We start from the raw sequence: 11,535 nt of genomic DNA on the forward strand, positions 1-11,535 counted from the left end.
GGGCAGTCTCACCCGGGACGCGTGTGCGGTCCAGCGGCGTCCACGATGCAGGCGTAGCGTGGCCGCATGCCGACGCTCGACCTCGACCGCTGCCGACTGGCCTACGACGTGACCGGTTCCGGCCCCCCGGTGGTGCAGCTGCACGGGCTGCTGTCCGACCGGGCCTCCAACGCCGCCGGGGGCCTGGACCTGGCCTCCGGACTGGCCGGGCACCGTGCGGTGCGCTTCGACGCCCGCGGGCACGGGCGCTCCGCGGCGGAGCCGGTGGCGGCGGACTGGGCCTGGCCGCGCCTGGCCGCGGACCTGCTGGACCTGCTGGACGCCGTGGTGCCCGGGGAGCCGGTGCACGGCATCGGCCCGTCCATGGGTGCGGCCACCCTCCTGTACGCCGCCCTGGCCCGGCCCGAGCGCTTCCGCTCCCTCACCCTGTGCGTGCCGTCCACGGCGTGGGCCTCCCGCCGCGGCCAGGCGGCGGCCTACCGGCGGGGGGCGGAGCTGGTGGAGCGGCACGGCCTGGAGGCCTACCTCCGGGCGGGGCGGGCCGCTCCCCGCCCGCCGGCCGTGGCCGACCGCGGGACGCACCCGCCGCGCATCGACCCCTCCCTGCTCCCCACCGTGCTGCGCGGTGCCGCCGCCACCGATCTGCCGCCGGTCGAGGAGCTGGCCCGGATCGGGCTGCCGACCCTGGTGCTGGCCTGGTCGGAGGACCCCACCCATCCGCTGTCGACCGCCCGGGCGCTGCGCGCGGCCCTGCCCGGGGACGCCCTGCACGTGGCGGGCACCCCCGGTGAGCTGGCGCGGTGGCCGGGCCGGTGCGCGGACTTCGTGCGGGCGGTGGAGGCGGGTCCCCGGGGCGGCGGGGCGGACTGAGCGGGGGTCAGAGCCGTTTGCCGGCGGTGAGGGAGGCGGTCATGAACTCGGCCACGACCTGTTGGGAGATGGCCACGTCGAGGACGAAGACGCCCTCGTCGTGGGTGTTCAGCCAGTCGGTGAGCGCGGCGAGGTCGGCCAGGGTGGTGGCCTTGGTCCCGGTTGCGCCCATCGCCTGGGCCAGGGCGGCGAAGTCGACCTCGTCGATGAGCATCGCGGTGGGGTCCAGGCCTTTGGCGGCGTACTGGTGCAGCTCGGCGCCGTAGGCGGAGTCGTTGAGCACCACGATCACCCCGCGGGTGGTGGCGCGCAGGAAGGTCTCGAGGTCGGCCAGGCCCATCAGCCCGCCGCCGTCGCCGGTGACGAACACGGTGGTGCGTTCGGGGCGGGCGATCGAGACCCCGGCGGCGGCGCCGAAGCCCAGGCCGATGGACTGGAAGGCGGTGCCGACCAGGACCATGGCCTGGGGGTCCGGGACGGTGAGGTACATCGGGGCCCAGCCGATGAAGTGGCCCCCGTCCATCACCACCGAGCGCTGCTTCGGGAGGATGTCCTCCAGGGCGGCGACCACCGCGCGGGGGTTGAGCCGGCCGTCGGGGCCGAACTCGGCCGGGTCCTCCACCGGGGCCGAGGAGCGGTAGGTCTCCCCGGCGACCTCGGGGGCGCCCGCCCGCCAGGTGGTGGCCGGGTCGGTGGCCGGGGTGCGGGCCAGCAGCCCGGCCAGGGCCACTCCGAGGTCGGCGCGGAGGTAGTCGGTGACGGCCGGGTGGGCGACCGCCTCGGCGGGTTCGTTGTCGATGCGGATCATCCGGGTGCCTTCGGCGAAGAGGGTGCCGTAGCGGGACTGGAAGGCGTTCAGGCTCGCCCCGGCCACCAGCACCAGATCGGCCTGGCGGGCGGTGGCCAGGCGGTGGTCGCGGGTGAAGCCTCCGGCGATGCCGAGGTTCCAGGGGGAGTCCACGGCGTTGGTGGCCATCACCGAGGTCATGAACAGGGCCCCGAGCCGGTCGCCGAGCTCCTGCAGCGATGCGGCGGCCCCGGCCAGCAGGACCCCGCGCCCGGCCAGGATCAGCGGGCGGTCGGCGGCGCGCAGCAGTCCCGCGATCCGGTCCAGCTCCTCGGCCGGTGCGATCCAGGTGTCCTTGGCCGGCAGCGGCTCCAGGTCCACCGGCTCGGTCAGGGCGGCGGTGGCGCAGTCGTAGGGGATGGCCAGCACCACCGGCTGCACGGTGCGGGCGGCCAGGTCGAAGGCCCGGTGGGTGATCGCCACCGCGTTTCCGGGGGTGGCGACCAGGGTGGTGACTCCCACCGCGGCGGCCGCGGCGGTCTGGTCGATGTCGGAGGGCCGCCGCCCCGTGGTGGGGGCCTCACCGACGACGAGGACCAGGGGGATGCGGGCCAGGCGGGCCTCGGCCAGGGCGGTGTAGGTGTTGGTGAACCCGGCCCCGTAGGTCGTGGTGGCCGCCCCGGTCCGGCCGGTGGCCCGGTGGTAGGCATCGGCCATGGTCACCGTGGCGGCCTCGTGCCGGGCGGAGGTGAAGCCGAACCCGCGGCTGGTGAGGTGGCTGATCAGATGGGCGTTGCCGTTGCCCATCAGCCCGAACAGGTGATCGGTGCGCGCGGCGATCACCTCTGCGACGGCGGTCGAGACCGTGGGCAGCGAGAGGTCGGTGGTCATGGGCGGGGTCCTTTCGGCGGGGCTCGGGGCGGAGCCCCCGGGGTGAGGGGGCGGGATGTGCTCGGGGAGGTCCTGCACGGGTGGAGCCGCCCGCCGGCACCCGTGGGGGTGCCGGCGGGCGGCTCGGTGCGCGGCCGGGGGCCGCTCGGTCAGTCGCGCCGCTTCTCGGCGGACTCCGCGGACGCGAGGATCTCGGCGGCCTCGGGGTGCTCGGAGACGTAGTCCCGGTGCACGTCCTGCACGTGCAGGTCGATGCCCTGGATGCTCTTGGGCACCATGGAGACCGCGACGAGCGAGATGATCGCCAGGACGGCGATGTACACGCCGATGGTCCAGGAGATCCCGGTCTCGTTGAGCAGCAGCTGGGCGATCATCGGGGCGAAGGCGCCGCCGATGATGGAGCCGAGCGCGTAGCCGATCGAGACGCCGGAGTAGCGCACGCGGGCCGGGAACATCTCGGCGTAGAGCGCGGACTGCGGGCCGTAGGAGAGGCCGAGGCCGAGGGTGAGGACCACGATGGCCGCGGCGAAGATCCAGGTGACCCCGGTGTCGAGCAGGAACCACATGGGCACCGCCCACAGGATGATGACGACGTAGCCGATCTGGAAGGTGCGCACACGCCCGACCTTGTCCGACATCGCACCGCCGAGCATCGTGAACACGAGCCATCCGAGGCCGCCGATGAGGGACGCGATCAGGGTCGCGGAGCGGTCCATGCCCAGGGACTTGGCGCCGTAGGAGGCGAAGAAGGCGATGACCAGGTAGCCGGCGGCGTTGTTGGCGGCGAAGATCAGCGCCGCGAGGGTGACCTGCTTGGAGTTCTTCTTGAACAGCTGCCCCAGGGGAGCGGAGGACTCCTTCTTGCGCAGCTGCATCTCCTTGAACACCGGGGACTCGTCCACGGCCTTGCGGATCAGGTAGCCCACGATGATCAGCGCCACGGAGGAGAGGAACGGAATGCGCCAGCCCCAGGCCTGGAAGTCCTCGGGGGACATCATCGAGGTGAGCGCGAACATGAAGCCCGTGGCCAGCAGCATGCCGATCGGCACGCCGATCTGCGGATAGGCTCCGAACAGGCCGCGCTTGTGCCGCGGGGCGTGCTCCACGGACATCAGGGCCGCACCGCCCCACTCGCCGCCGGCCGAGAAGCCCTGGATCACGCGGAAGAGGATGAGCAGGATCGGGGCCCAGATGCCGATGGTGGCGTAGGTGGGCAGCAGGCCGATCAGCATGGTCGCGGCGCCCATCCCCACCAGGGTGAGGACGAGGACGATCTTGCGACCGTACTTGTCGCCCAGGTGGCCGGCGACGACGGCGCCCAGCGGGCGGAACAGGAAGCTGATGCCCAGCGAGGCCCAGGCGACGACCTGGGCGAGGCCGGCGTTGGCGGACTCCAGCGGCTCGAAGAAGAGCGGGGCCAGGACGAAGGCGGCCGCCTGGGCGTAGATGAAGAAGTCGTACCACTCGATGGTGGTGCCCACGAGCGTGCCCGCGAGGACCTTGCGCTCCTCGTGGGACATCTCGTGCCGCCCTGCCGGGGCGGTGTCAGCGTGCGCCATGGGATCTCCAGTGTGGTCGGGGACGGGGTCGTCCTCGGCGGAACCGAACGCCTAATAACCGAACGTTCGGTAGTTCAAGGAGATCCTACGGAGGAAAGTGACACCTGTCACTATGGATGCACCACGATCGGATGCCGCGCCGGTATTGTGACGGAGCCCGCCCGTCGGCGAGGGGGCTGAGAATCGGCCGGGCACGGACGGCCGTGGATGCGCCTGCCGTCCGGGTGCTCCTGCGGCCCGGCCGGGATCCGCTCAGCCGTACAGCCGCTCCGAGGCCAGGCGTGCGCCGGCCGTGAGGGACTCCAGCTTGGCCCAGGCGATCTGCGGGTGCAGCCGTCCGCCCAGTCCGCAGTCGGTCGAGGCGACGACGTTCTCCCGGCCGACCACCGAGGCGAACTGCTCGATCCGGTCCGCGACGAGCTCGGGGTGCTCCACGACGTTCGTGGAGTGGGAGACCACTCCGGGGATGATCACCCGGCCCTCGGGCAGCGGGTGCTCCTTCCAGGCCTTCCACTCGTGGGCGTGGCGGGCGGAGGCGCCCTCGAAGGTGTAGCCGCCGGCCTCGATGGTCAGCATGAGGTCCACGAGGTGCTCGAGCTCGAGGTCCGTGGTGTGCGGGCCGTGCCAGGAGCCCCAGCACAGGTGGAAGCGCACCTGCTCCTCGGGGATCCCGCGCAGCGCGTGGTTGAGGGCCTCGACGCGCAGCCGGGTGAAGGCCAGGTAGTCCTCCACCGTGGGCTCCGGGTTGACCTGGTCCCAGGACTCCGCGATGGAGGGGTCGTCGATCTGCACGATCAGCCCGGCGCCGGTGATCGCCAGGTACTCCTCCCGCATCGCGTCGGCGCACGCGTACACGAGCTCCTCGTCGGTCCGGTAGTACTCGTTGGTCACGCGCGCGCAGGAGCCGGGGGACAGCGCGGCGACGAACCCGGTCTCCGCGCCCGTGGCCGCCATGGCGGCCTTGAAGTTGCGGACGTCGGAGGCCACCGCCTCCTGGCCGGTGTAGGTCAGCGGCCCGGTGATCTTCGGCTGCGCGGTCGAGGAGCGCCCGGTGAGGATGCCCGACGCCGGGTCCTCGTACGCCTCCCGGAACCGCTCCCGGTCCCGGCGGTCCGGGAAGCTGGTGAGCACCACGTGTCCGGGCGAGGAGCGGCGGCGCTCCGTGGACGCCCACCGGTCCTCGTCCGTGGGCGTCAGCCCTCCGAGGCGCGAGAAGGAGTAGTTCCACCAGGCCCCGTAGTCGACGGCGCTGGACATCGTGTGCCCGTACTCGCCGTCGTTGACGACGTCCACGCCGGTCTCCCGCTGGCGCCGCACGACGTCCTCGACGCCCGTGGCGAGCTCGTCCGTGAGCTGCTCGAACGTGATCGCCCCCTGGGCGTGCTGCCGGTTGGCCTCCAGGAGGCGGGGGGTCCGGGGCAGGGAGCCCACATGGGTGGTCTGCACGCGGTCGGTGTTCTGCAGGGTCATGGAGGTGCTCCTCGGAGTGGGGCAGCGGGGAAGGGTGGCGGGGAAGAGCGGCGAGGGCGGGGGCGGGCGGGCGCTCAGGCCCAGAGCCGGCGCGAGGCGATCTCGGCGCCGCGGGCGAGCGTCTCGAGCTTCGCCCACGCGATCTGCGGGTGCACCCGCCCGCCCAGGCCGCAGTCGGTCGAGGCGATGACGTTCTCGCGCCCCACGAGCCTCGCATAGCGCTCGATCCGGTCGGCGACGAGCTCGGGGTGCTCCACGACGTTGGTGGCGTGCGAGACCACGCCGGGCAGGATCAGTTTGCCCTCGGGCAGTGCGTGGTCCTCCCAGACCTTCCACTCGTGCTCGTGCCGGGCGTTGGCGCCCTCGAAGGAGTAGGCGCCCGCGTCGATCGACAGCAGCAGGTCCACCAGGTGTCGGAACTCGAGGTCCGTGGTGTGCGGGCCGTGCCAGGAGCCCCAGCACAGGTGGAAGCGGATCCGGTCCTGCGGCAGCCCGCGCAGGGCGTGGTTGAGGGCCTCCACCCGGACCTGGACGAAGCGCCGGTAGTCCTCGACGGCCGGCTCCGGGTTGATCTGGTCCCAGGACTCGGCGATGGAGGGGTCGTCGATCTGCAGCACCAGGCCGGCGTCGAGGATCGCGGTGTACTCCTCGCGCAGCACGTCCGCCCACGCGTAGAGGAACTCCTCCTCGCTGCCGTAGTGGTGGTTGCCGATCCGCGCGGCGGAGCCGGGGGAGAGGGCGGCGACGAAGCCCTCGGCCGCCCCCGTCTCCCGCAGCGCGGCGGTGAGGCCCGCGACGTCGGAGGCCACCGCGGCGTGGCCGGTGTAGGAGAGCGGGCCGGTCGCCGCCGGGAACACGGGCGGCGGCAGGTCCGGGTCGGCCAGGTGGATGCCGGAGGAGGGGTCCGTGTACGCGTCGTGGAAGGCGGTGAGGTCCCGCCGGTCCAGGAAGCTCGTGAGCACCACGCTGCCGGGGGCGGAGCGCTTCGGGACGTGGATGTCGTTGTCGTCGACGATCCCGAGCCCGCCCGTGCGGTCGAAGGAGTAGGTCCACCACGCGCCGTAGTCCACCGAGCGGGTCATCGCGTGGCCGTACTCGCCGTCGTTGACCACGTCGATGCCGGCCTCGCGCTGGCGGCGCACGACGTCCACGACGGCGTCCCGCAGCAGGCGGTCGAACTCCTCGGTACCGGCCGCGCCCGGGAGGCGGGCCTCGTTGGCCTGCAGCAGCTCCGGGGTCCGGGGGAGGGACCCGGCGTGGGACGTGAGGATGCGGTCGGCACTGTGCAGCATGGGGCGCTGTCCTTTCCATCGGTCCTGGCGGTAGCACCGGGGCGGAGGGCGCGGGGGCCGTCCGTGCGGGTTGCTGCGGCGTCGTCGAGCCAGGTCTCTCGGCCGCTCTGGATGGTGACGACCCCATCCAATCCCACGGCCCGGACGTTGCGCCATTCGGGAGCCGCGTGACGGGCATGACGCCGCGTGACGCGCGGGTCCCTGCTCGCCGTCGTGCTCCGGATCACATACCGTGACGGTGACCGGTGCCCCGGACCCTGTGGGCGCGGCGGACGGAAGGAAGGTTCCCCATGTTCCAGGACCACGGCCTCGAGGGCCGCACCGCGCTGGTGACCGGTGGAGCGAGCGGCATCGGGCTGGCCGCGGCCCGGGCCCTGGCGGGCGCCGGGGCGCACGTGGTGGTCGCCGACGTCGACGAGGCCGGTGCGCAGCGGGTCGCGGACGAGCTCGACGGGCGGGCGTGGGGCGTCGACCTGCTCGACACCGCGGCGCTGGCCGGGCTGAGCCTGGAGGTGGACGTGCTGGTGAACAACGCCGGCATCCAGAAGGTCGCCCCGATCCAGGACTTCGACCCCGCCGACTTCCACCGGATCCTCGTGCTCATGCTCGAGAGCCCGTTCCTGCTGGTGCGCGCGGCCCTGCCGCACATGTACGAGCGGGGCTGGGGGCGGGTCGTGAACATCTCCTCCGTGCACGGGCTGCGGGCCTCCCCCTACAAGAGCGCCTACGTCGCGGCCAAGCACGGCCTCGAGGGGCTGTCCAAGACCGTGGCCCTGGAGGGGGCGGCGCACGGGGTGACCAGCAACTGCGTCAACCCCGGCTACGTGCGCACCCCGCTGGTGGAGAAGCAGGTCGCGGACCAGGCCAGGGTGCACGGGATCCCCGAGGCCGAGGTCGTGGAGCGGATCATGCTCGGCGAGACACCGGTGAAGAAGCTCGTGGAGCCCGAGGACGTCGGCAGCCTCGTGGCGTGGCTGGCCGGACCGCACGCCGCCATGGTCACCGGCGCGTCCTACACGATGGACGGCGGCTGGACGGCGCGCTGAGCGGGCCGGGAGCCGCTCAGCGGTGGCCCAGCTCCCGGGAGAGCCGGTGGGCCTCCGTGAGCAGCGCCCGCCCCAGGAGCCCGCGGCGCTCCCCGGCGAAGCGGGGCTCGATCCCGGTGAGGCTCAGGGCGTAGACGGGGGCGCCGGTCGTGTCGAAGACCGCCGCGGCCATGCCCCAGCTGCCCTCCACGATCAGTCCCGGGTTCACCGCGAAACCCTCCCGCCGCACGTCCTCCAGCAGCTCGCGGATCCGCTCGGGGGTGTGCAGCGGGCCCCACTCGGCGCGGGCGGCGGACGTGGCGGCGAGGATCCGCTCCACCTCCGCGTCCGGCAGGTGGGCCAGGACCGCCAGGCCCGCCGAGGCCACGCCCAGCGGCAGCCGCAGGCCCTCGTACAGCACGTGGGAGCGGATCGGGAAGGCCCCCTCGATCCGGGCCAGGCACACGGTCTCGGGTCCGCGGCGGGCCGAGAGGAACGCGCTCTCCCCCGTGGCCTCGGCGAGCCGGCGCAGCGACGGTCCGGCCAGCTCCCGGATCGGGTAGCGGTGGGCCGCGACCGCGCCCAGCACGTAGAGCTCCGGGCCGAGCTGCCACGCCGTGCTGCCGGCCGGGCGGTCCACGAGCCCCTCCTCGGCCAGGCCCGTCAGGAGGCGGTGCACGGTGGGGCGCGTCAGCCCGGTCGCCGCCGCCAGCTCCGCCACGGTGCTGCCCTGCTCCCGCCCCGCGACGGCGCGCAGCAGCTGCGCGACGCGGTGGACCACCTGGGTGCCCGCGCCGGCCCCGACCTTTCCCGTCATGAACTCCACTATATGGACATTGCGGGACCTGATGGCCGGATGCTGAGGAAAGCCCGCGGGATCCCGGCGCACCGGTTGACCGGTATGTGGGGTGTTCCTAGATTGAGTCCTGGGTCACAGATCACCGACAGGAAGGGACAAGGGTGTCCAAGGTCATCGACAACGCCGCCGGGCTGCTGGCGGAGCAGCTGCGGGACGGCATGACGCTCGCCGTCGGCGGGTTCGGGCTCGGCGGGATCCCGCGGGACCTCATCGAGGCGGTCCGCGACTCCGGGGTCACCGGTCTCACGGTGGTCTCCAACAACATGGGCGTGGACGGCAAGGGCCTCGGGGTGCTGCTGGAGAACCACCAGGTGACGAAGGTGCTCGCCTCCTACGTGGGCGAGAACAAGCTCTTCGCCCAGCAGTACCTGGACGGCGAGCTCGAGGTCGAGTTCAATCCGCAGGGCACGCTCGCCGAGCGGCTCCGGGCCGGCGGTGCGGGCATCCCGGCCTTCTACACGAGGACCGGGGTCGGCACCCTCGTGGCCGAGGGCAAGCCGCACGCCGAGTTCGACGGCGAGACCTACGTGCAGGAGCGCGGCATCGTCGCGGACATCGCCCTGGTGCACGCCCACACCGGTGACACCGACGGCAACCTCGTCTACCGCTACACCGCGCGCAACTTCAACCCGATCGTCGCCACCGCGGGGAAGCTCACCGTCGCCGAGGTCGAGCACCTCGTGCCGGTCGGCGAGATCCACCCGGACCACGTCGTGACCCCCGGCGTCTACGTCCAGCACGTCGTGCAGTACAGCGGTGCGCCCAAGGACATCGAGCAGCGCACCGTCCGCCCCCGCCCTGCCACGGCCGGGCAGCCCTCCCCGCAGAACGGAGACCAGGCATGAGCTGGACCCGCGACGAGATGGCGGCGATCGCCGCCGTGGAGCTCTCCGACGGCGACTACGTCAACCTCGGCATCGGCATCCCCACCCTGGTGGCCAACAACCTGCCCGAGGGCGTGAACGTGGTGCTGCAGTCTGAGAACGGCGTGCTCGGCATGGGCCCCTTCCCCTATGAGGGGGAGGAGGACCCGGACCTCATCAACGCGGGCAAGCAGACCATCACGCTGCTGCCCGGGGCCTCGATCTTCGACTCCGCCACGTCCTTCGGGATGATCCGCGGCGGCCACGTCAAGATCGCGATCCTCGGGGCCATGCAGGTCTCCGGCTCGGGCGACCTCGCCAACTGGATGATCCCCGGCAAGATGGTCAAGGGCATGGGCGGGGCCATGGACCTCGTCGCCGGCACCCCGCGCGTCGTCGTGCTGACCGAGCACGTGACCAAGGACGGCTCGGCCAAGATCAGGACCGAGTGCGACCTCCCGCTCACCGGCGTGGGCGTGGTCGACCGCATCGTCACGGACCTGTGCGTCTTCGACGTCGAGGACGGCGGGCTCGTGCTGCGCAGCCTCGCCCCGGGCGTCACCGAGGACGAGGTCCGCGCGAAGACCGAGGCGTCCTTCCGCACCGAGCTGCAGGACGTCACCCCCGAGAGCGTCCCCGCCGAAACCGTGTCCGCCGCAACCGTGTCCACCGCACCAGGTGCTGCCGAGGAGAACCGATGAACACCCCGAACGACGTCGTCATCCTGTCCGGCGCCCGAACGCCCCAGGGCAAGATCCTGGGGCAGCTGGCGTCCCTCACCGCGGCCCAGCTGGGCGCCCACGCCATCACGTGCGCGCTCGAGCGGGCCGGGCTCACCCCCGAGCAGGTCGACTACGTGATCATGGGCCACGTCCTGCAGGCCGGTGCCGGCCAGAACCCCGCCCGCCAGGCGGCGGTCACCGCCGGCATCCCGCTCCGGGTGCCCGCCGAGACCGTCAACAAGGTGTGCCTCTCCGGGCTCGTGGCCATCACCAACGCCGCCCGGATGATCCGGGCCGGCGAGGCCGAGATCGTCGTGGCCGGCGGCCAGGAGTCCATGACCAACGCCCCGCACCTCGCCGCGGGCGTGCGGCAGGGCAAGAGCTACGGCGACCTCCGACTCGAGGACTCCGTGGCCAAGGACGGTCTCGTGGACGTCGCCGCCTGCGTGTCCATGGGCTCGCTCACCGAGTCCGGCAACGGCGAGCGGTCCATCTCCCGCGCGGAGCAGGACGAGGTCGCGGCCCAGAGCCACCGGCGCGCGGCCCGCGCCACCGCCGACGGCGTCTTCCGCGAGGAGATCGCCCCGGTGACGATCCCGCAGCGCAAGGGTGACCCGCTCGTGGTCGACTCCGACCAGGGCATCCGGCCCGACTCCACGGCCGAGTCCATGGGAAGCCTGCGGCCGGCGTTCGCGGCGGACGGGACCATCACCGCCGGCAACTCCTCGCCGCTGTCCGACGGGGCGGCGGCCGTGGTGCTGACCAGCCGGGCCTACGCCGAGCGCCACGGGCTGGAGCACCTCGCCGTCGTCGGCGCCCCCGGCCAGGTCGCCGGGCCCGACACGTCCCTGCACTCCCAGCCGTCCCGGGCCATCGAGGCCGCCGTCGAGAAGGCCGGGTGGTCCGTGCAGGACCTCGACTTCATCGAGATCAACGAGGCGTTCGCGTCCGTGCTGATCCAGTCCCTGCGGGACCTCGACTACCCGCTGGAGCGGGCCAACATCCACGGCGGCGCCGTGGCCCTGGGCCACCCGATCGGCGCCTCCGGGGCGCGCCTGGCCCTGCACGCGGCCCTCGAGCTCTCCCGCCGCGGCTCCGGCAAGGCCGCGGTCTCCCTCTGCGGCGGCGGCGGCCAGGGCGAGGCGCTGCTGCTCCACCGCGACTGACCCGGCTCCGCCCACGGGCCGCGTCCGGCGC

At 73.0% G+C, this 11,535-nt stretch carries 10 protein-coding genes; 5 read left to right on the forward strand and 5 right to left on the reverse strand.

What is annotated here, in order from left to right; all coding sequences use genetic code 11:
• Nucleotides 1-66: 66 nt before the first annotated feature.
• Complete coding sequence (locus tag ABL57_RS03800) at nucleotides 67-870, forward strand: alpha/beta fold hydrolase (protein WP_047802122.1); 804 nt, start codon at nucleotides 67-69, stop codon at nucleotides 868-870.
• A gap of 7 nt (nucleotides 871-877) precedes the next feature.
• On the opposite strand, the gene ABL57_RS03805 is transcribed toward ABL57_RS03800, so the two are convergent.
• The 4 genes from ABL57_RS03805 to ABL57_RS03820 all read right to left on the reverse strand — a co-directional run bounded on the left by ABL57_RS03805 (nucleotide 878) and on the right by ABL57_RS03820 (nucleotide 6,869).
• Nucleotides 878-2,548, reverse strand: coding sequence for a thiamine pyrophosphate-binding protein (locus ABL57_RS03805; RefSeq protein WP_047802123.1), 1,671 nt, complete (start codon nucleotides 2,546-2,548; stop codon nucleotides 878-880).
• 149 nt (nucleotides 2,549-2,697) lie between these two features.
• Nucleotides 2,698-4,107, reverse strand: coding sequence for an MFS transporter (locus ABL57_RS03810; protein ID WP_047802124.1), 1,410 nt, complete (start codon nucleotides 4,105-4,107; stop codon nucleotides 2,698-2,700).
• Nucleotides 4,108-4,359: 252 nt separating this feature from the next.
• Entirely contained in the window at nucleotides 4,360-5,577 is a 1,218-nt protein-coding gene (locus tag ABL57_RS03815) for a cobalamin-independent methionine synthase II family protein (protein ID WP_047802125.1), read from the reverse strand.
• Between the two features lie 74 nt (nucleotides 5,578-5,651).
• Nucleotides 5,652-6,869 carry a cobalamin-independent methionine synthase II family protein gene (locus ABL57_RS03820; protein WP_047802126.1) on the reverse strand — a complete coding sequence of 406 codons (1,218 nt, stop codon included), beginning with the start codon at nucleotides 6,867-6,869 and terminating at the stop codon, nucleotides 5,652-5,654.
• Nucleotides 6,870-7,159: 290 nt separating this feature from the next.
• Between ABL57_RS03820 and ABL57_RS03825 the strand changes: the two genes are divergently transcribed.
• Nucleotides 7,160-7,915: a 3-hydroxybutyrate dehydrogenase gene (locus ABL57_RS03825; RefSeq protein WP_047802127.1), complete on the forward strand. Its 756-nt coding sequence runs from the start codon at nucleotides 7,160-7,162 to the stop codon at nucleotides 7,913-7,915.
• Nucleotides 7,916-7,931: 16 nt separating this feature from the next.
• Here the strand turns inward: ABL57_RS03825 and ABL57_RS03830 are convergent, their stop codons facing one another.
• Nucleotides 7,932-8,711, reverse strand: a complete 780-nt coding sequence (locus tag ABL57_RS03830) for an IclR family transcriptional regulator (RefSeq protein WP_047802135.1) — start codon at nucleotides 8,709-8,711, stop codon at nucleotides 7,932-7,934.
• 143 nt (nucleotides 8,712-8,854) lie between these two features.
• Here ABL57_RS03830 and ABL57_RS03835 point away from each other — a divergent pair, with 143 nt between their 5' ends.
• Genes ABL57_RS03835 through ABL57_RS03845 form a run of 3 tightly spaced genes read left to right on the forward strand, consistent with a single transcriptional unit; the run spans nucleotide 8,855 to nucleotide 11,504 of the window.
• Nucleotides 8,855-9,598, forward strand: coding sequence for a CoA transferase subunit A (locus ABL57_RS03835; RefSeq protein ID WP_047802128.1), 744 nt, complete (start codon nucleotides 8,855-8,857; stop codon nucleotides 9,596-9,598).
• Nucleotides 9,595-10,317, forward strand: a complete 723-nt coding sequence (locus tag ABL57_RS03840; RefSeq protein ID WP_047802129.1) for a CoA transferase subunit B — start codon at nucleotides 9,595-9,597, stop codon at nucleotides 10,315-10,317. Before ABL57_RS03835 ends, ABL57_RS03840 begins: the two co-directional genes overlap by 4 nt.
• Nucleotides 10,314-11,504, forward strand: a complete 1,191-nt coding sequence (locus tag ABL57_RS03845; protein WP_047802130.1) for an acetyl-CoA C-acetyltransferase — start codon at nucleotides 10,314-10,316, stop codon at nucleotides 11,502-11,504. Before ABL57_RS03840 ends, ABL57_RS03845 begins: the two co-directional genes overlap by 4 nt.
• The last annotated feature ends 31 nt before the right edge of the window (nucleotides 11,505-11,535 follow it).

Source organism: Kocuria sp. SM24M-10 (assembly GCF_001027955.1).
Lineage (GTDB): Bacteria > Actinomycetota > Actinomycetes > Actinomycetales > Micrococcaceae > Kocuria > Kocuria oceani.